The sequence below is a fragment of the Actinomyces sp. HMSC075C01 genome, from assembly GCF_001812965.1.
Taxonomy (GTDB): domain Bacteria; phylum Actinomycetota; class Actinomycetes; order Actinomycetales; family Actinomycetaceae; genus Actinomyces; species Actinomyces acetigenes.
In genome coordinates, this window is the sequence record NZ_KV810987.1 from 142,249 (window position 1) to 161,648 (window position 19,400).

The 19,400-nt window shown below is 69.4% G+C and carries 17 protein-coding genes and 1 tRNA gene; 6 read left to right on the forward strand and 12 right to left on the reverse strand.

The genetic code is table 11. The annotated features are described in order from the left end of the window. Positions 1-217: 217 nt before the first annotated feature. From HMPREF2883_RS06230 to HMPREF2883_RS06240, 3 genes are all read right to left on the reverse strand, one after another. The gene (locus HMPREF2883_RS06230) at positions 218-1,447 is read right to left on the reverse strand and encodes a CAF17-like 4Fe-4S cluster assembly/insertion protein YgfZ (RefSeq protein ID WP_070659761.1); all 1,230 of its coding nucleotides are present in this window, start codon (positions 1,445-1,447) and stop codon (positions 218-220) included. Then, positions 1,447-2,193, reverse strand: coding sequence for a heme-binding beta-barrel domain-containing protein (locus HMPREF2883_RS06235; RefSeq protein ID WP_070659762.1), 747 nt, complete (start codon positions 2,191-2,193; stop codon positions 1,447-1,449). Before HMPREF2883_RS06235 ends, HMPREF2883_RS06230 begins: the two co-directional genes overlap by 1 nt. A 303-nt stretch (positions 2,194-2,496) precedes the next feature. Beyond that, on the reverse strand, positions 2,497-3,618 hold the full coding sequence (locus HMPREF2883_RS06240; RefSeq protein WP_070659764.1) for a hypothetical protein: 1,122 nt from the start codon (positions 3,616-3,618) through the stop codon (positions 2,497-2,499). Positions 3,619-3,814: 196 nt separating this feature from the next. On the opposite strand from HMPREF2883_RS06240, the gene HMPREF2883_RS06245 reads away from it, so the two are divergent. After that, complete coding sequence (locus HMPREF2883_RS06245) at positions 3,815-4,486, forward strand: winged helix-turn-helix domain-containing protein (RefSeq protein ID WP_070659766.1); 672 nt, start codon at positions 3,815-3,817, stop codon at positions 4,484-4,486. 438 nt (positions 4,487-4,924) lie between these two features. Here HMPREF2883_RS06245 and pstB read toward each other — a convergent pair whose 3' ends face one another. The 4 genes from pstB to pstS form a co-directional block, all read right to left on the reverse strand. Then, entirely contained in the window at positions 4,925-5,704 is a 780-nt protein-coding gene (gene pstB / locus HMPREF2883_RS06250; RefSeq protein WP_003781705.1) for a phosphate ABC transporter ATP-binding protein PstB, read from the reverse strand. A 79-nt stretch (positions 5,705-5,783) separates the two neighbouring features. Next, complete coding sequence (gene pstA, locus HMPREF2883_RS06255; RefSeq protein ID WP_176747157.1) at positions 5,784-6,992, reverse strand: phosphate ABC transporter permease PstA; 1,209 nt, start codon at positions 6,990-6,992, stop codon at positions 5,784-5,786. Between the two features lies 1 nt (position 6,993). After that, positions 6,994-8,010 (reverse strand): phosphate ABC transporter permease subunit PstC, encoded by a 1,017-nt coding sequence (pstC, locus tag HMPREF2883_RS06260; protein ID WP_070659768.1) that lies wholly within the window; start codon positions 8,008-8,010, stop codon positions 6,994-6,996. Between the two features lie 101 nt (positions 8,011-8,111). Then, positions 8,112-9,185 (reverse strand): phosphate ABC transporter substrate-binding protein PstS, encoded by a 1,074-nt coding sequence (gene pstS, locus HMPREF2883_RS06265; RefSeq protein WP_070659770.1) that lies wholly within the window; start codon positions 9,183-9,185, stop codon positions 8,112-8,114. Positions 9,186-9,381: 196 nt separating this feature from the next. Between pstS and HMPREF2883_RS06270 the strand changes: the two genes are divergently transcribed. Next, a complete protein-coding gene (locus HMPREF2883_RS06270; RefSeq protein ID WP_256277364.1) occupies positions 9,382-9,657 on the forward strand; it encodes a cell surface protein in 276 nt (91 codons plus the stop codon). A gap of 110 nt (positions 9,658-9,767) precedes the next feature. Here the strand turns inward: HMPREF2883_RS06270 and HMPREF2883_RS06275 are convergent, their stop codons facing one another. Further along, on the reverse strand, positions 9,768-10,724 hold the full coding sequence (locus HMPREF2883_RS06275; protein WP_256277367.1) for a carotenoid 1,2-hydratase: 957 nt from the start codon (positions 10,722-10,724) through the stop codon (positions 9,768-9,770). 312 nt (positions 10,725-11,036) lie between these two features. Here HMPREF2883_RS06275 and HMPREF2883_RS06280 point away from each other — a divergent pair, with 312 nt between their 5' ends. Continuing rightward, positions 11,037-11,513 (forward strand): hypothetical protein, encoded by a 477-nt coding sequence (locus tag HMPREF2883_RS06280; RefSeq protein WP_141759050.1) that lies wholly within the window; start codon positions 11,037-11,039, stop codon positions 11,511-11,513. A 12-nt stretch (positions 11,514-11,525) separates the two neighbouring features. Here HMPREF2883_RS06280 and HMPREF2883_RS06285 read toward each other — a convergent pair whose 3' ends face one another. The 3 genes from HMPREF2883_RS06285 to HMPREF2883_RS06295 form a co-directional block, all read right to left on the reverse strand. Further along, the gene (locus HMPREF2883_RS06285) at positions 11,526-12,554 is read right to left on the reverse strand and encodes an NUDIX hydrolase (protein ID WP_070659778.1); all 1,029 of its coding nucleotides are present in this window, start codon (positions 12,552-12,554) and stop codon (positions 11,526-11,528) included. Between the two features lie 12 nt (positions 12,555-12,566). Continuing rightward, positions 12,567-15,344, reverse strand: a complete 2,778-nt coding sequence (locus HMPREF2883_RS06290; RefSeq protein WP_070659780.1) for an RNA degradosome polyphosphate kinase — start codon at positions 15,342-15,344, stop codon at positions 12,567-12,569. Between the two features lie 457 nt (positions 15,345-15,801). Beyond that, positions 15,802-16,464, reverse strand: coding sequence for a hypothetical protein (locus tag HMPREF2883_RS06295; RefSeq protein ID WP_070659782.1), 663 nt, complete (start codon positions 16,462-16,464; stop codon positions 15,802-15,804). A gap of 187 nt (positions 16,465-16,651) precedes the next feature. On the opposite strand from HMPREF2883_RS06295, the gene HMPREF2883_RS06300 reads away from it, so the two are divergent. The 3 genes from HMPREF2883_RS06300 (at position 16,652) to HMPREF2883_RS06310 (ending at position 18,761) form a co-directional block, all read left to right on the forward strand. Then, a tRNA-Lys gene (locus HMPREF2883_RS06300) sits at positions 16,652-16,728 on the forward strand. A 129-nt stretch (positions 16,729-16,857) separates the two neighbouring features. After that, complete coding sequence (locus HMPREF2883_RS06305) at positions 16,858-18,087, forward strand: tyrosine-type recombinase/integrase (protein ID WP_070659784.1); 1,230 nt, start codon at positions 16,858-16,860, stop codon at positions 18,085-18,087. 104 nt (positions 18,088-18,191) lie between these two features. Beyond that, the gene (locus HMPREF2883_RS06310) at positions 18,192-18,761 is read left to right on the forward strand and encodes a DUF2335 domain-containing protein (RefSeq protein WP_176747159.1); all 570 of its coding nucleotides are present in this window, start codon (positions 18,192-18,194) and stop codon (positions 18,759-18,761) included. A 66-nt stretch (positions 18,762-18,827) separates the two neighbouring features. Here HMPREF2883_RS06310 and HMPREF2883_RS06315 read toward each other — a convergent pair whose 3' ends face one another. After that, the gene (locus HMPREF2883_RS06315; protein WP_070659788.1) at positions 18,828-19,262 is read right to left on the reverse strand and encodes a hypothetical protein; all 435 of its coding nucleotides are present in this window, start codon (positions 19,260-19,262) and stop codon (positions 18,828-18,830) included. Positions 19,263-19,400 lie beyond the last annotated feature (138 nt).

The following is a 19,400-nucleotide window of genomic DNA, read 5'->3' on the forward strand; positions in this document are numbered from 1 at the left end:
GGTCGCCGGTCACCGAGCCCAGACAGGCGGCCACGCCCAGCGAGAACAGTTGACGCCTCACGCAGCGGCCGGCAGCCGTTGCTTCAGCCTCGAGCCGACAGCGACTGGCCACCGCGGGTGACAGCCCCCGGACCGTCACCGGGCAGACGTCGGGCTCGGGTCCCAGAGCAGCCGGCCCGGGCTCGGGACAGCCGAATCCAATCGGGCTCGGGACCGCTCAGAGCCGCAGGCCCTTGCGCAGCTCGGCGCCGGGCCGCTCGGAGGGACTGGCCTGGGCGCGTCCCTCGGGGGAGACCAGCACCTCCTGGGCGGCGTCGACCCTCCCGACGGGGACGGTCTCGCCGGTGGCCTCGTCGGCCTCGGTGATCTCCACGGTCAGCTGCTCGCCCACGGGCACGGCCCGGCGCAGCAGAGCCAGGGCGATGGGGCCGAGCTCGTGGTGACGCGCCACGGAGGTCACGGCGCCCACGGCCCGCTCCCCCATGCGCACGCTCGCCCCCGGTCGGGGCAGGTCGCCGACGAGGCCGTCGAGCTGGAGGACGGTGAGGCGGCGCGGAGGCCGGCCCAGGTTGAGGGTGCGCGCAATCGTCTCCTGGCCCGGGTAGCAGCCCTTCGTCAGGTGCACGGCCGTGCGCAGCCAGTCCAGCTCGTGGGGGATTGCGCGGGCGTCGGCCTCGCGGACCCAGCGGGGGCGGCCGGCCTCAATGCGCAGGGCCTCCCAGGCCAGGGCACCGGCCAGGCGCCGCCCCTCCTCTGCGGCGAGGAAGGCCCGCGCCACGGCATCCACGCTCCGAGCGGGCACGAGGACGAAGCCGGCCCGGTAGCCCTGGCCGGGATGCGGCCGGTCCGCTCCGACGTCGTAGCTCGTGCCGCCCTCGACGACGCCCGGCCACGGGTCGCGCCACAGGCCGATGAGTGAGCCCTGAGGCTCGGCGGCGTCGGACGCCTCCGGTGAATCGGAGGCGTCCGGCGCGGTGTCGCGCGCCGCCTGGGCCAGGGCCTCGAGCCCCTCCCCCAGGGCGCCCAGCGCCATGACGTCGGGTCGCTCGGTCACCTCGACGCGCAGCATGAAGCGCATGGAGTCCAGGAAGGTCGCCAGCGCTTCGCCACTGTCGGCCTCCGTGACGAGCCAGAGCGTGCGGCCGTCGTCAAGGGCCGCGAGCGCGTGGGTGATGTGCCCCTGGGCGTCGAGGAGCAGCGTCTCCGCGCCGCCGTCGCCGGGCTCCAGGGCGGTGAGCACCTGGCTGGACAGGGTGGTCAGCCAGCTCAGGCGATCCGGCCCGGTGACGGTGACGACGTCGCGCGCCAGGGCGCAGGCCGCGCGCCCCTCGGCCAGGGCGGCCTGCTCGCGGCCGGGGTCGCCGAAGTGGGCGGGTACGGCCTGGTCGGGGTCGTCCGGGGCAGAGGCGACGGCGCCGGGGCGGGTCAGCAGCGAGGAGGGGAGCATCAGGCGTTTGGCTCGGCGTCGTCGGAGGCGGGCATGGAGGAGTCAGAGGAGGTGGAGGACTCGCCCTCCGGCTCAGCCGGGTCGAGGGCGGAGCCGGGCTGGGCGGCGGGGTCATTCACGTCGTCGACGCGGCCGAGGCGGCCCGAGGCGTAGGTGGTCACCTCGCTCTGGCCGAAGGCGGCCATGTCCTGGGTCCACATGAGGTCGCCGCCCACGAGCCCGAACATGCGGGTCATCTCCTCCACGGGGACGGCGGTGCGGGCCCGTCCCACGGCCTGGGTACCGACCTGGGCGCGCGGCCCCTGGATCCAGCCCTCCCAGACGGCGACGTGGCCGGCGGGGTCGGCCGAGACGAGCTCGAGCCGGGTGACGGGGGTGAGCGGACCGCCGGAGCCCTTGGTGTCGGCGTCGTCGGTGGTCTCGGCGGCGTCGGGCTGCTCCTGGCCGACGGGTCGCCAGTAGATGGTCTCGGTGGACCAGATCTGGGCGGGGGCTAGGAGGGAGGCACCCTGGAGGCCGGGCATCTCGAAGTCGAGGTTCTTGGAGCGGGTGGCATCGACCGTCCAGATGGTGGTGGTCTGGCGCAGGTAGGGGCCGCCGTCGTGGTCGAAGGTCATCTCCTGGTAGACGGCCTGCTCGGGCACGGTCTCGCCGTAGGTGAGGATGCCGTAGCCGCGCCAGGTGCCGGCCAGCCAGGCCAGCGGGTAGAGCTCGGGGGCCAGGTCGTCAGGAAGCGTGAATGCCATGCCCGCAGCCTACGACGTCACCCCGGGCCGCATCATGCGCGCTGCCCGCCCGGGCCGCGAGGATCCGCCGGCGCCCCGTGCGTCCACCGCATCCCGGAGCCGCAAATCCGGGCAGAATCGGCACCTCGGTGTCCAAATCTGTGACAAAGGCGGTGAGGAGCGCTGAGCGCGCCAGACGAAACCGCATGATTCTGCGGTTTCTTAGCTTGACCGCAGGGCTTCGGAGCCTCTTTGTCACCGATTTGGACATTCGGGCGCCGTGACGCGGCGTCCTCGGGGCCTCGCTGGGCCGGGCGACCGCCGTCAGCCGGCGATGAAGCCGCCCAGGAGGCGGGCGATGGCGTAGACCGGCACGCCGACCGACAGGATCGGCACAAGCGCGGAGGCCACCGCCGCCCGCCCGCCGGGCACCCACCGGTGGGTCCACAGGACACGGTTGCCCGAGGCCATGAGGACCCCCGCCACGAAGCCGACGACCATGCAGGCCACGGCGCTCTGCAGGGCCGCGGTCGCGCTGATGTGGGACAGGCCGAAGAAGCCGGCCGAGGCCAGCACGTAGCCGGCGCCGCCGGCGAACAGGGCTGGCACCGTGACAGTGAGGGCCTCCAGCATCCGGGCGCGCACGTTGAGGACGGTCAGGACGGCGCCGACGAACAGCGCCAGGCAGGTGGGCACCACAATGGCCGGGTCGGCCAGTCCCGGTTCCAGAGCGCACCAGGCCGAACCGGAGACCGCCACGAGGCAGCCGGCCACCGTTGAGGACAGGTCCTCGACCAGGTTGTGCCGGCCGTCGCGCCGCAGCATCTGGCCGACGAAAGCCAGCAGGATCGAGAAGGCCATGACCAGGCCGGCCACCCCCATGTCGTCGAGGAGGTAGACGCTGACGGCGGCCGACAGCCCACTGATCGTCATGACGATCGTGCCGCCCAGGTCGTGCCGGGCACGCACGAGTGCGGGCCAGCCCTGCGCGGCGGCCGGCACCAGGACGGCCACGAGGGCCAGCCTCACCCAGCCGGGCAGGACCGAGCCGACCGCCAGCAGCAGCGGCACCACGCCCGCGAAGGCGAGCCGGGTCCAGGCCGGGTCCACCAGGCCCGGCTCCTTGGGGCGGTTGGAGGCGCGGCGGGTGGCGTAGCCCAGGTCCTCGGTGAGGTCGACGTCATCCCCTAAGTCCGCTGAGCGGGCCGCTCCCGGAGCACCGGAGGAGCTGGCCGACTCACCGGAGGTATTCGAGTCGGTCGCGCGTGCGGCGGGCCCGGCCGAGACGCCGGAGTCACCCGTGCTGATGACGCTGGCCCAGTCCGCCGCGCCGCCGGCGGCCGTCGGAACGGCTGCGGCAGGGGAGTGATCGCGCGAGCCGCGGGAGGCCCCGCGGGTGCGCGCGGCCGGCTGGGCTCGTCGGTGGTGGGTAGTCACAGCACGCATCGTCCCACACCCGGGCGGCCGCGGCGCCCACTCCAGCCCCGCCCCATCATCCTCCTGGGTGGTCAGTATCTGGACAGTCGTTGCCCCAGGGGATTTCACCCGCGACCAGGTGTGGTTGACTTGTCCCAACAGTATCGCCGCTGCTCAGTTCGACTGCGCCGGCGAGTCCAGATCGCGAGCCGCGGGAGGAGCAGCCATGCGGATCATCATGTTCACTCGTGAGAGTGAGGCCACTGATGTCCTGCCGGCAACCGCCTTCCTCGACTCCCCGGTAGAGTGCCTTCCCCCGATGCCGTCCTCCTACGCGGAGGTGGACAGCGCTGACGTCGTCATGATCGACGCCCGCGGGGACCTGACCCGCGCCCGTGCTCTGTGCCAGCTGTTCACCGGGCCCATGGACTGCCCGCCCATCATCCTCATCGTGGAGGAAGGCGGCGCCGCCGCGGTGCAGATCGACTGGGGCGCCGCCGACTTCGTCATGGCCGGCGCCAAGCCCGCCGAACTGTCGGCCCGGCTGCGGCTGCTGCGCGCCCATGTCCCGGTCGTGGACGAGGTCGACGACGACCGCATCGACGTAGGCGATCTCGTCATTGACGTCACCGCCTACACGGCCCGACTGCGCGGCACGATCCTGGACCTGACCTACAAGGAGTTCGAGCTGCTGAAGTTCCTGGCCGCCAACCGAGGGCGGGTCCTGACCCGTGACGCGCTCCTGCACGAGGTGTGGGGCGAGGACTACATCGGCGGCTCGCGCACGGTGGACGTGCACATCCGTCGCCTGCGCGCGAAGCTGGGCACCGAACACGACAACCTCATCGGCACGGTGCGCAACGTCGGCTACCGCCTGGACGCCCCCGAGGACGCCTGAACGCACCAGTTCCGGGAAGGCCCGGACAGAGCAGATCCAGCCAAGGGCAGACCAGACGCCCGTCCGCCGGGTGGATTCACTGCGTGGACACCGCCGCGGCCCAGAGCCCGGGCCTGTAGACTTTTATGCGGCGTCGGGCCGTGACGGGCCCCGGGCTCCAACTCAAGCCGCCGCGAGCGGCATTCGCGCCGACTGGCGCTCTCCGGCCCGACGTCCCCCTCTCCTGAGCGTCCTGTCGCCCGCCTCCCCCTCGTGACCGCACCGCCGCGTCACGCAAGGCGCCCAAAAGTGTCACTCCGGGCGACTTTTACCTGCGCGGCACCAGCTCCCGGACCGACGTGTCACACGCTGACCTGCATAAACGTGAATCAGGGTGCGCTCAGACCGGCCTCAGGCGACCTGGAAAGTCGCCATTCGTGACACCTGGCCCCTCGATCCTCAGCCGAAGCGGCCGGAAATGTAGTCCTCGGTGGCCTGCTGGCTGGGGGCGGAGAAGATCTTGTCGGTGGAGTCGTACTCGACGAGGTGGCCCGGCTTGCCGGTCGCCTCCAGGTTGAAGAATCCGGTCATGTCGCTCACGCGCGAGGCCTGCTGCATGTTGTGGGTGACGATGACGATCGTGTAGTCCGTCTTGAGCTCGGAGATGAGGTCCTCGATGGCGAGCGTGGAGATGGGGTCCAGGGCGGAGCAGGGCTCGTCCATGAGCAGGACGGCGGGCTTGACCGCGATGGCTCGGGCGATGCACAGGCGCTGCTGCTGGCCGCCGGACAGTCCCAGGCCGGGCCGGTCCAGGCGGTCCTTGACCTCGTCCCACAGGTTGGCTCCGCGCAGGGAGGCCTCCACCAGGTCGTCCGCGTCGGACTTCTTGATGCGCCGGTTGTTGAGGCGCACGCCGGCCAGGACGTTCTCGGCGATGGACATGGTGGGGAAGGGATTGGGCCGCTGGAAGACCATGCCGATGGCGCGGCGCACCTGGACGGCATCGACGCCGGGCCCGTAGAGGTTGACGCCGTCGACGATGACCTGGCCCTCGACGCGGGCGCCGGGGATGGTCTCGTGCATGCGGTTGAGGGTGCGCAGGAAGGTGGACTTCCCGCAGCCGGAGGGGCCGATGAGGGCGGTGACGGACTTGGGCTCGATGACGACGTTGACGTCCTTCACGGCCAGGAAGTCGCCGTAGTAGATGTTCTCGCCGATGACGTCGATGCGCTTGGACACGTCGGTTCCTTTACCTGAGGTGGACTGCTGAGGGCTCTGGGGCGCTGCGGGCGCGGTGGTCCCGGCGGCTCCGGCCGGTCTAGCGCCGGCCGCTCTTGGGGCTGAAGTACTTGGAGATGAGGCGGGCGGCGAGGTTGAGCAGCATGACCAGGATGATGAGGGTCAGCGCCCCGGCCCAGGCCCGCTCCATGGCGGCGGCCTCCCCGCGGGAGTACTGGTCGTAGACGAGCACCGGCAGGGTGGCCATGGAGCCGTCCAGCGGGTTGGTGTTGGTGCGGATCGTCAGGCCCACGGTGATGAGCAGCGGGGCGGTCTCGCCGATGACGCGGGCGATGGCGATCATGACGGAGGTGGTGATGCCGGCCACCGCGGTGCGCAGCACGACCTTGACGATGGTGAGCCACTTGGGCACGCCCAGCGCGTAGGAGGCCTCGCGCAGGTGGGAGGGGACGAGCTTGAGCATCTCCTCCACGCCGCGGATGACCACCGGCGTCATGAGGACGCTCAGGGCAACTGCCCCGATGATGCCGGCCTGGTAGCGGGGGCCGGCCACGATGAGAAAGATCGAGTAGGCGAACAGCCCGGCCACGATCGAGGGGATGCCGGTCATGACGTCGACGAGGAAGGTGATGACCCGAGCGATCCAGCCGCCGTTGTACTCCACGAGGAAGACGGCGGTGAACAGCCCCAGGGGCACCGAGATGAGGGTGGCGATCCCAGTGATCTGAAGGGTGCCGACGATGCCGTGGTAAAAGCCGCCGTTGGAGGCGTCGGCGCCGCGCATGTTGGTGGTCAGGAAGTCGTAGCCGAAGCGGGCCGAGCCGCCCGACAGAACCATCCACACCAGGGAGACCAGCGGCACCATGACGACGGCGAAGGACAGGTAGATGAGGAGGGTCACCAGGGTGTTGCGGCCCCAGCGCTCACCCTCACGCACCCAGGAGACGGCGGTGGCGCCCACCACCCACACCAGGGCGGTCAGGGCGACGACGGCGGCGATGCTCCACCCGGCCAGCAGGCCGATCCCGCCGACGACGACGAAGGCGGCTCCCAGCGCCGCCCAGATGAACCAGTCGGGCAGGCGGTAGGAGGTCAGGGGCACGCCCTCGATGGTGGGCGGGTCGGCCAGGGGATCGACGGGGGCTGCCGGGGCCTCGGCGGCCGCGAGCGCGGCCTTGAGGGACTTGGGCGCGGGGGCGCCGGTCTCGCCGGCGGTGGGCTCGGGGCGGGAGGCCGCACCGTCGGAGGCCGCGCCGGCGGTGGGCTCGGGTGTGTTCGTGGGCGTCATGTCAGCTGGCTCCTGAGAACTCGGAGCGGCGCGCGATGATCCACCGCGCCAAGGAGTTGACCGCGAAGGTGATGATGAACAGGACCAGGCCGGTGGCGATGAGCACGTTGACGCTCAATCCGTAGGCCTCGCGGAACTGCGAGGCGATGTTGGCGGCGATGGTCTGGTGCTGGCCGGCCTGGAGGATGCGGAGGTTCAGCCCCATGCCGGGCGAGAGGATCATGAGGACGGCCATGGTCTCCCCCAGGGCGCGCCCGAGCCCCAGCATGGAGGCGGAGATGATGCCGGAGCGACCAAACGGCAGGACGGCCTGGCGGATCATCTCGTAGCGGGTGGCGCCCAGGGCCAGGGAGGCCTCCTCCTGGAGGGTGGGCGTCTGGAGGAAGATCTCGCGGATGGTGGCGGTGATGATCGGCAGGATCATGACGGCCAGGACCAGGGAGGCGGTGGTGATGTTCTTGGCCGGGGCCGTGTAGTCGGCGAACAGCGGGATGAAGCCGAGGTGCTCGCTCAGCCAGGTGTTGAGGGGGTCGAGCAGCGGCACCAGCCACAGGAATCCCCACAGGCCGAAGACCACGGAGGGGATCGCGGCCAGCAGGTCCACCATGTAGCCCAGGGCCTGGGCCAGGCGGCGCGGGGCGAAGTGGGAGATGAACAGGGCCACCCCGATGCTCAGCGGTACCGCGACGCCCAGGGCGATGGTCGAGGACAGCAGCGTGCCGAAGACGAGCGGGGCCACGTAGCCCCACAGGCTGCGGTCGCGCATGAAGGAGACCGACTCCAGGGTCTCGCGCGAGGCCGTCAGGGCGGGCAGCGCCTCCCGGATGAGGAAGGCGGCCACGAGGGCGAGGACCACCATGATGAAGGTGCCGGCGCCGAAGGACAGGCCGGTGAAGATCCGGTTGCCGGTCTGCCCGGGGGCCTTGCCGGGCTGGATGATGGCGTCGTCGGCGCTGCTGGAGGCGGTCTCGGTGCCCGCTGGGGGCGGCGACGACGGCGGTGGAGTGGTGCTGGCCACGGCTGACCCTCCTCGGGGTGTCTGGGGCGGCGGCTGGGCGGGTGGGTGCTGGCTGGTCATGTGGTTCGGTGCGGCGTCGGGGTGGTCGGCCGGGCGGCGGCTCAGGCGGCGATCTTGTCGATGGCGGCGTTGATCTTCTCGCGCATCTGGCGGGTGATGGGGGCGCAGCCGGTGGCCTTGGTGGAGGCGTCCTGCCCCCGGGTGGAGGCGGCGAAGCGCAGGTAGGCCTTGACGACGGCGGCGATCTGGGCGTCGTCGTAGCGCAGGCGGGCGGCGAGGTAGGAGACCAGGACAATGGGGTAGGCGCCCTCGGCGTCGTGGCTGGGCTGGTAGAGCAGGCGGGTCTCGTCGGCCTCGGCGCCCAGGGTGGCGGCGTCGAGGGCGGTGGCCGCGGCCTTGGCGGAGACGGGCACGTAGGCCCCGTTGGAGCCGACGGCGACGGTGCCCAGGGTGGCGGGGACCTTGGAGGCGTCGGCGTAGCCGATGGTGCCGGTGGCCGCGGAGACGGTCTGGATCATGCCGGCGGTGCCGTCGCCGGACTGGCCGCCGCGCAGTGGCCAGGTCTCCTCGGGCTCGTGGGGCCAGGCCTTGGGGGCGACGGTGGCCAGGTAGGTGGTCAGGGCCTTGGTGGTGCCCGAGTCGTCGGAGCGGCCCACGACGATGATCCGCTGGTCGGGCAGGGCGGCGCCGGGGTTGAGGGCGGCCAGGGCGGGGTCGTTCCAGCGGGTGATGGCCCCGGAGAGGACCTTGGCGAGGACCTCGCCGGTCATGTTGACGTGGGACTCGCCGGTGAAGCCGGGCAGGTTGTAGGCCACCGCGATCGGGGAGATGTAGAGGGGCAGCTCGACGGCGCCGCCGATCCGGCTGATCTCGTCGGCGGTCATGGGGGTGTCGGTGCCGGCGAAGTCGATGGCGCCCTCGACGAGCTTGGTGCGCCCGGCCCCGGAGCCGCCGCCGGCGTAGTCGACGGTGGCGCGCAGGTTGGCGCCCATGAAGGTGTTCATCCAGGCGTCCTGCGCGTCGGACTGGGAGGTGGCGCCCGCGCCGCGGATCTCCCCCACCAGGTCGCTGGAGGCGTTGGGGTCGGGGGCGCCGGCGTCGCGCCCGCAGGCGGTCAGCGCGGTCAGGGTGGCCACGCTCAGGGCGCCCAGGGCGCCGCGACGGGTCAGGAGCACAGGCTCTCCTCGTTCAGTCAGAGGGGGTCGGGGGTCCAGTCGGATACCGGGTGATTGTCAGGCAGCGGTCACGATAGGCGCCCCGGATGAAGGTTCCGGGTGACCGGGGTAAACGGCCGGTAAACACCTCCCGTGAGGACGGTCATATTTCGATACGGTGGTGGGGAGACGACCGCTTCAGATGAAGGACATCGACATGACGCATGACAGCAACCTCACGATCTCCTCGCGCCCCGCGTTCTTCTCCGTGCTGGCGGCGCTCAACACCTCGGTCATCAGCTTCTTCGTGCTGTGGAGCAATGCCGACACCGCGGCGGTCAACCGTGCCGAGGAGCACGGTTTCGACCCCAGCCAGCTGTTGCCCCACGACATACCGTTCTGGTTCGCCGCGCACGCCTCACTGCTGAGCCTCCTGGCCCTCGACGTCCTCACCTTCCTGGCATGGCGCAGGTCCCGCTCACAGGCGACGTAGCAACGGCATTCCCTCCCAAGACCCTGCTGCACGGCAGTTCCGAGACCGTGCAGCAGGGCCGAATAGAGCGCAGTAAGCCGGAGAGAGGCTATGCGAGAACCATTAAACGGTCAGCTCTTCGGGAAATGGTTGAAGAGGTCGTGCGGCCCATTGTGCATGACACGTGTGTCCATGGACTCAGTGACCGCCCATCCGACCTGCCGTCCCTCCCGGTCCAGCACGCGGCTGAGCCCCTCGAAGAAGGTGTTCATGTCACTGCTGATAATGTCCTTGTCACTCATCGGGACCAACCGGTACCAGCCATCCTTGACCGGGACCTCGTAGTCCCACCCCCATGAGACCCAGGAGTCGGCGGGGGTGCGCAGATAACCGTTCTGGATCACCCGGAACCCCGGATAGCTCGTGGTCACGCCTTCTCGATCCAAGAAAGTGCAGACCTGGTAGCCGTTCCCGAAGTTGTAGGTGTTGAGCCGGTCACCGTCGGCGAATCGGAAGGAGGTCCATTCCCAGCTACGAGTCATGAATTCCCCCCACTGTCGGTCCACCCATCCTTGCCCGGTGACGTCGGTCCGAACCTCGTCCCCCTCATCATCCGTATACCGCAGCCACCCGCGGAAGGGGAGGCGAGGAAGAGAGTAGTAGAAGCTGCGCTCGCTCTGACCACCCTCTCGAATGAAACCATCCTTATCGAGTGAGTCGCGCATCCACATCACCTCCTCTGCGCCGGAGCAAGTCAGCTCGCACTCGTAGATATCAGTACGGGCCCGCACAATCAGGTTGTCACCCTCATAAGCTAGGTCGATGTCATACTCACTCGGACCGCCGCGCACAACCAGTGCGTTACGGGACTCGTTATGCGCCGCCAGCGGGTCGACCAGACTCAGCCCGTCCCCGCCTCGTACCATCGCGTCGGTGTAGTCGCTCAGATGAGCGGAAGTCACTATCGGCACGAGGTCTGCCGGCAGTTGCTCGGGGTGCCCTTTCGTGATCTCATTCCTGTATGTTTCACCACTGAAATTAAAGGAGCACAGGAACAGGAAGTACTCGTGCCCGTTGGCTCCGCTCAGAGGAGCCGTAAAGTAGTGCCACTCGAGGAAGTCTGGGCCGAGCGGCGGTGGAGCGCCCACTCCTGGGCGGCTGAACGGCGCTGCCCGGTGGCGAGGTCGTAATCGAGGTATGCCATGAGAATCACCTTTCGTCGATCGTTCAGCGGTTGCTGGTACGGGCAAGACTCGCCCCTCCTCCGTCTGTGAGACAATCGCAGGCAGGAAAGTGGAACACTCGGGGGCACTGTGTATCGGATCAAAGATGACAAACGAGTGCGAACATCCGCCCGGCTCATCTACACGGGCCTCATGCGATGCTTGGGATCACAACGCTTGAGCAGCCTCACCGTCACTGACGTTCTGAGGTCGTCCGGGGTGGGGAGAGCAACTTTCTATCGGATCTTCGACTCGCTGACCGATGTTTTGGCCTACGGCTGCGAGCAGGCGTTCAACGAAGCGATATCACAAAGTCGACAGGCCTCCACCACCTACGACGCCCTCGTCGCATTCACGTCGGTCTGGCTCCGGGAGAGTGACCTGCTTGAAGCGGTTGTTAGAGAGGGGCGCGTGGGAATCCTCATCGAAGCGCATGCTGCGCGAGCTGATGAGCTAGGGCTCCTTCGACGTCGCACGGCCACCCGCGGCGACGAAGTCGAGCATGAGACTGATGAGTTCGCCGTCGCGATGCTCAGCGCGACCATGGCGGCAACACTTGTCACCTGGGTGCGGCGCGGCCGACGCGACAGTCCTACCGAACTGGTCGATCGCATGCGCAACGGGCTGACCGCGATGACGCATATCTTCCGTTAGCGGCCGTCTCCGTCACCGACCCTCGGACAGGACCGGGCGCTGCTTCTCGATGGCGACGGCGCGGATCTTGCCGCGGGGGCGGCGGGCCATGTGAACCACGAGGATCTCACCGGTCTTGAGCCAGGGGTCCCGGTCGGGCACGGAGCGCAGGAGCTTTCCGGGGGCGTACTGGGAGACGACTCCCATGATGGTGGGCAGGACGGGCCGGTGGGTGCACAGCGCCGTCGGCTCCTCGCGCACGCGCAGAACCTTCTTGACCACGGAGCGCACGCCCTTGGGGCTCTGGGCGTGGGCCATCTCGGTCAGGGCCCCGGCCGTCTCCAGGTTCAGGCCCGCGGCCGCGGCGTAGGGGGCGACCGTGTCCACGCAGCGCTTCCAGGGGCTGGTGATGACGCGCCCGACCCCGTAGGCGGCCAGGATCGGGACCAGGGCGCGAGCCCGGGTCTCGCCCTGGTCGTGGGTCAGGGGGCGGGTGGCCTCGTCGGTCTCCTTGTCCCGCTCCTTGGGGCGGTTCCACACGGAGCGCTTGACGGCGCGGCCGTGGCGCACGAGGACCAGGGTCCAGGTGTCGAGCTTGCCGTCCTCCCACAGGTCGACGAGCTCGCCGAGCAGGTCGCGGTCGTAGGAGTAGGTCAGGCGCTTGCGGGCATGACCCACGCGCAGCCACTCGACGCCGTCGATCTCCTTGGCCGAGGCGGGCTTGACGGCGCAACGGGCGGCGACGGCGGCCGAGGCCTCGGGGGCGACGCGGGCGGCCCAGTAGTGGACCTCCTTTCGCGAACCGTCGCCGATCTTGTAGCGCACGCGGCTGAGGGGCTGGCCCAGGATCACCTGGACGCCGGTCTCCTCAGCGACCTCACGTACGGCGCAGGTGCGCACCGACTCGCAAGACTCGACCTTGCCCTTGGGAATGGACCAGTCGTCGTAGCGGGGACGGTGGACCAGGAGCACCTCGAGGTGCTTGCCGTTCTCACGCCACACGAGGGCGCCGGCGGCCTTCACGGTCTCGCGCGATCTGTTCTTCTTGCTGGAGGGGCTCATGGCACGGCCGTCTCAGTGCCGGCCCTTGACGCGCGAGCGCGCCCGGGCCATGAGGCTGTCCTGGATGTCCTCGAGGCGGTTGCCCTCGGCGTCGAGGAGGCGACGCTCCCAGGATCCGTCGGGCTGGAGGTGCCAGGAGGCGACGTCGTCGGAAGCGCAGTGGGTGACCAGCCACTCGAGGTCCTCGACCATGGCGGGGTCGGTGATGCGCACCAGGGCCTCGACACGGCGGTCGAGGTTGCGGTGCATGAGGTCGGCCGAGCCGATGAACAGCTTGGTCTGGCCGCCGGCCGCGAAGGCGTAGATGCGCGAGTGCTCCAGGAAGCGCCCCAGGATGGAGCGCACGCGGATGTTCTCGCTGAGGCCCTCGACGCCGGCGCGCAGGCCGCAGATGCCGCGCACGACGATGTCGACCGGCACCCCGGCGCGCGAGGCGCGGTAGAGGGCGTCGATGACGGTCTCGTCGACGATGGAGTTGACCTTGATGCGGATCCAAGCGGGCAGGCCGGCCTTACGGTTGGCGATCTCCTGCTCAATGTGCTCCACGAGCCCGTTGCGCAGGCCGCGGGGGGCCACGAGGAGACGGCGGAAGCGGGCGCGCGGGGCGTAGCCGGAGAGCTGGTTGAACAGGGTGGTCAGGTCCTGGGCGACGTCGCGGTCGCAGGTCAGCAGCCCCAGGTCCTCGTAGCCGCGGGCGGTCTTGGGGTGGTAGTTGCCGGTGCCGACGTGGCAGTAGCGGCGCAGGCCGTCGGACTCCTGGCGCACGACGAGCAGCAGCTTGCAGTGCGTCTTGAGGCCGACCATGCCGTAGACGACGTGGACGCCGGCGCGCTCGAGCTTGCGGGCCCAGGAGATGTTGGCCTCCTCGTCGAAGCGAGCCTTGATCTCCACGATGGCCACGACCTGCTTGCCGGCCTCGGCGGCCTCGATGAGCGCGTCCACGATCGGGGAGTCGCCGGAGGTGCGGTAGAGGGTCTGCTTGATGGCCAGGACCTTGGGGTCGGCGGCGGCCTGGGCCACGAACTCCTGGACGGAGGTGGAGAAGGAGTCGTAGGGGTGGTGCAGGAGGACGTCGTGCTCGCGCATGGCCGCAAAGACGTCCGGCGCGGAGGAGGACTCGTAGGCGGCCAGGCCCGCGGCCGTCACCGGCACGAAGCGTGGGTACTTCAGGTCGGGGATGTCCAGGTCGTGGAGCTGGTTGAGGCAGGTCAGGTCCAGGGGGGCGGGGAGCTCGAAGACGTCGTCGCCCTTGAGGCCCAGGGCGCGCACCAGGTAGCGGCGGGTGAAGGAGGAGATGGTGTCCTCCACCTCCAGGCGCACGCAGTCGCCGAAGCGGCGCCGCTCGAGCTCCTTCTCCATGGCCTTGAGGAGGTTCTCGGCGTCGTCCTCCTCCACCTCGAGATCCTCGTTGCGGGTGACCCGGAAGAGGTGGTGCTCCAGGATGTCCATGCCCGGGAAGAGGTGGTCGAGGTGCTGGCCGATGACGATCTCGATGGGGATGACGGCGCAGCCGGCGGCCTTGTCCGCGGCGTCGAGCTCGCGGCCGGGGACCTGGATGAGACGCGGCAGGGAGTCGGGCACCTTGATGCGGGCGAAGTGCTCCTTGCCGCTGCGCGGGTTGCGCAGGATGACGGCGAGGTTGAGGGACAGGCCCGAGATGTAGGGGAAGGGGTGGGAGGGGTCGACCGCCAGTGGCGTGAGGACCGGGTAGATCTGGTGGCGGAAGTAGCGGGTCAGGCGCTCCTGCTGGTCGGAGTTGAGCTCGTCCCAGCCCAGGATGTCCACGTTGCGCTTGGCCAGGGCCGGGCGGATGTCCTCCTGGAAGAGGGCGGCATGGCGGGCGGTGAGCTCCTTGGTGCGGCTGGTGACCTGGGCCAGGACCTGGTTGGCGTCCAGGCCGGAGGCGCGCACCGGGGTGATGCCGGCCTTGATGCGGCGCATGAGCCCGGCGACGCGCACCATGTAGAACTCGTCCAGGTTGGAGGAGAAGATCGCCAGGAACCAGGCGCGCTCCAGCAGGGGCAGGGTGTGGTCCTCGGCCTGCTCCAGGACGCGCTCGTTGAAGTCCAGCCAGGTCAGCTCCCGGTCGATGAAGCGGTTCTTGAAGGACTTCAGGGGCGGCAGGAGATCCTCGGGGTCCGCCTGGGCGGTGTCGGCGGAGGCGGCCGAGGCCGCGGCGTCTGCCGCGGCGCTGGCACCGGTCGCGCCGGCCGAGCTCTGTGAGGAGGCCGCGGAGGGGGCGCTGTCGGAGCCGGCGGCGGGGCCCGAGCGGGGGTCGCCGCCGGGAGCGGGCAGGCCCCGGTCCCCCAGCGCCGTGGTCGACGAGGTCGCCTGGGCCTCGGCGGCGGACGGGGCCGAGTGCGAGCTGGCGGAGGTGATGGAGGAGGGGGCGATGGCGGGGGTCGCGGTGCCGATGGGGCCGGGGGCGGGGGCCTCCTCGCCGTCGACGATGTCGTCGAAGTCCTCATCCTCGTACTGGGGGCCGGAGTCGTCGGCGAAGTCGCGCGGGTCGGCGACCTCGATGACGTGCTCCTCCTCGACCGTCTCCTCGGAGCCCTCGGGGTCGTCGGGGTCGGCGACCTCGGCGGAGACGGCCGGCCCGCCGGTGCTCGCGGCCTCGGGCGAGACCGCCGACTCGGCGGCCTCCGTGGCTTCCGCGGCTTCAACAGTCTCGGCCGCCTCGGCGTCGTCGGTCACCTGCCCGAGCTCCTGAAGGTTGGGGTGACGCATCCACCCGCCCAGGAAGCGGGAGAGCGGCGTGGGGGCGGAGTGGGGCGCGTCGTTGGTCATGGCCACATGGTCCCACGTCCGGGCAGCCTTGTGGGGCGGAGGTCCGGTCCGGTTCGGCGAATATGCGAGGCCCACCGCTCCCGCCCGTTCTGGGGACTCATGGCCGATAGGCGACCCCGCTGCGCACTCCTCCCCATCGCGTGCGGCACACTTCCCTACTCCTCACGGCGATTCAGTCCTCACGCAGCGGCTGTTCGGCAACCGCATCCGAGCGTCAGCACCACTTTTCTGCCCGCAGCGGCGGCGATGCACGCGGATACTGCGCCGACGCAGCGTTCATGATCTCGCCGATGGTGCCGTTGGTGTCCAAATCGGTGACAAAGGAGCCTGCGCACTCTTCACGCCTTCAACAGAACCGCGGAATCATGCGGTTTTGATCCGTCCACGAAGGCTTGCTTCGGGCCTTTGTCACCGATTTGGACATCTCGCGCCCGGATAGCCCCTGCGCAAGGCCCTCTCAGTCGAGGAGTCCGGCGGCGGCGCGGCGGGTGGCGTCGGTGAGCTCGTCGGCGGTGGCCAGGAGGGCGGAGTCGCGGCGGGTGACGCGGTCGGCGAGCTCGTCGGTGTCGTCCTCGATCCACACGGGGTTGGAGCCGGCCGCCAGGGCGCGCAGGAATCCGGCGGTGGCGCTGAGCAGCGGGGCGATCTCGGTGACGGAGCCCTCGACGCTGCCGGCCAGGACGGCGTCGAGACACTCGCGCAGGTCGGTCGGGGAGGGCACGGGGCGCGCCTCGCTGAGGGCGGACTCGAGGCGGGCGTTCGTGGTGTCGTCGGCCTCGGTGAGGTCGACGACGGTGGCGTAGCGGCGGGCGACGAGCTCGGGGTCGCGGCGGATCCACTCGCGCACGAGGAACAGGCGCCACAGGGTGCCGGGCAGGGTAGTGGCCGAGGAGTCGGCCCACAGCTCGGCAATGTCGTCGATGCCGTTGGTGGCGACCGCGGCGACGATGCCGGAGCGGGTGATGGGGTCGCCCTCGGTCTCGCTGCCGGGGAAGCCGCCGATGAGCGCCTGGGCGGCGCGGTGGGCGAGCTCGGAGGCGACGGCGGTGTCGGTGCTGCCCTCGATCTGTTCGGCGGCCTCGGGGTCGAGCCGGGCGGGGCGGTGGAACTGGCGGGCCATGGGGACTCCTCACGCGGTGCAGGCGCGCCGGCGACGACGCGCAGACCCATTGTCTCGCGGGAGCATGGGCGCTCCCCCGTGGGTTCACTTCCGGCCGACGGTGAGGCCGGTTCGACACGGCGGTCGGTTGTCCGGCTATGCTGGCCCCTGCCGATGGCGTCTGGACTCTGCTTCCGGCCGTCGGCACGCCCCCTTAGCTCAGTTGGTCAGAGCTGCGGACTTTTAATCCGAAGGTCGTGGGTTCGAGCCCCACAGGGGGTACCAACGAAAAGCCGTCACACCGCGGAATACCAGCGCCTCCCCCTCCTCACTAGAGACGCCCATGTCGGCTATTTCCGGTATCCTTTGGCTACACGATGGGCTACATGGTAGCCAGCCAAGGAGGAGCAGGGGATGGGCGCAAGACGGGGCAAGGGCGAGGGATCCGTCTACAAGGACGCCCAGGGTCGGTGGGTGGCCGCAGTCCCGCTCCCACCGGACCCAGCCACCGGCCGCCGGCGCCGCAAGGTATTCCGCACCCGTTCCAAGGTCGAAGCACTGCGCAAGATGCGAGAGACGCAGAACGAGCTCGCCCGCACCGGGAACGTCTCCACCAACCGCCCTGTGACCGTTGCCGAGTGGATGGAGCAGTGGATCGACCAGGACGTCGCCCCGATCCGCAAGCCCGCCACAACAGCCGACTATCGCTCCCTCACCCGCACACACATCGTCCCAGCTATCGGTCGCTGCCGGATCGACCGCCTCTCCTCCAGCGACATCCGAACCCTTCATCGTCACATCGCTCAGTCGGGCAGATCTTCCTCCACCGCCGCCAAAGTCCACCGAGTCCTGCGCGCCGCGCTCGCGGCTGCCGAGCGTGAGGGAGTGGCACCCAGGAACGTGGCGCGTCTGGTGAAGGCTCCGCCGACGTTGTCGCAGCCGCCTCGTGCGATGAGCGCTGAGGAGGCCCGCAGGTTCCTGAGAGCGAGGCGCTCACGAGGCGATCATGCGAGATGGTCGTTGGCGCTCATGATTGGAGAGCGTCAAGGCGAGGCGCTCGGCCTGCAGCTCGATCACCTCCACCTTGACGATGCGATGCCCTGGGCGGATCTCGCCTGGGAACTGCGCAGGGTGACTTGGGAGCACGGGTGCGGGATCAAGGCTCTGGGAGCCTGGCCATGTGGCTACCAGAGGGCGGGCGACTGCCCTGATCGTGAGGCGCCGGTCCCGTCGCACATGGAGGCAGAGCAGGTTCACGGCGGCCTGTGGCTCCTGCGTCCCAAGACCGTTGGCTCACAACGCCGCGTCGCCTTGCCGCAGGTTCTGGCCGATTCGCTCGCCGAACATCTTGAGACTGCTAGGCCAACCAGGTTCGTCTTCGAGTCACAGCCAGGGGTCCCCGTCGATCCTCGTCGCGATCACGAGGACTGGAAGACGGCGCTAAAGGAGGAGGGGCTGCCTCCGATGAGGCTGCACTCGGCGCGCCATACGGCAGCAACGCTGCTGCTCGAGGCGGGCGTCTCGCTGAGGACCGCACAGGAGATTCTTGGGCAGACGCAGGCTCTGACGACGGCCCGCTACCAGCATCCCAGCCTGGAGCTCCAGGCTGCCTCGTTGGAAGAGGTTGCTGGCGCCATCACCTGATGTATGACTCCCCCATCCCTGTTCCCATCTGCTGAAAGGAAAATCTCAAATGGATCGATTACCCCCATGGGGCAACGCCCCTGTACCTATATGATGGTGATGTCGTGAGCACGGCCGCAGAGGAGGCGAACCATGACGGTAACGACGGTGTCCGCAGCGATCCGGTCCGGCGCGACTCGGGGGTTCCGCCTCGCCGTGAACCCGAGCGTGGGGAACTACAGGCGGTTGAGGACTCCTCAGCGAGACGTGACGTCGAAGGCGTGGGAGTCAGTTGGTCGCAGCCTGTCCTCGGCGATGCAGACGGAGAGCCGCTCGCAGGCATCCAGTCGTCGTTCCAGCTGACGCAGGCCTACACCGGTCCACTTCCTGCGCCGAGCGATTTCGGCGCCTTCGAACGGACGCAGCCCGGGGCCGCGGATCGCATCTTGACGATGGCTGAGAATCGACAAGCCGCCGAGATTGAGAACCAGCGGCTGACGACGCGGACTGAAGCTCGGGCCTTCCTTGGTTCGGCCTGGGCTGTCGCCTTTCTCCCTTGGGGGCTTCTTGTGGCGACAGTCATCCTTGGGATCTACGGCCAGCCCGTTGCCGCGACCTTGACGGGAGTAGCCACAGCCGTATCGGCTGGCCCCCAGATCATCGCGGCGAGTCGCTCCAATAAGCCGAACAGCTGACAGACAAGACGGTGAGGCGGCCCACCACCCATCTCGGGCGGTGGGCCGCCTCACCGTTCCTGGGGCTTAGCAGGCGAGGTCGTGCGCCAGGCCAAGGCGGGAGTACTCGACGTCATCGAGGAAGGCGAGGCGGGTTCGCAGGGTGTCGACGTCGACCCAGAGCAGTTCTGCGGCCTCGAGCTCGCTGCGTGCCTGGGTGAGTGCGTCGGCGAGCTCATCGATGGGGATGAGGCGTTGGGCGGCTTCACGTGCGACGTCGGCCTCGACGTCAGGAGGCTGGCAGGTGCTGTGCCCGCGCTCGAGGTGGATGAGCTCGTGGACGAGGGTGCATCGCGCTTCGGCGACGGTCTGCTCGACGGTGAGCCAGATGGAGGTTCCGTCGGTGCACCCTAGGACGGTGGGTGGGAGGGAGTTGGTGGGCCAGACGTCGGTGTTGGGATGGGCTGGGAGCAGGGTGCTCCAGGGGCGCTGCGTGCGCGCCCCGCAATCTGTTTGGGACATGTTAGTTAAGGAGGGGGAAGGCCCGGAGGGAACCGGACAGGTGAATAGGTGGGCTCATCTTGCCCCCGCACCGTCTGACATGGGCCGATTAGACCGTCTTATTTGAGGTTGTATCTAAATTGTTACCCGTAAGTTAGT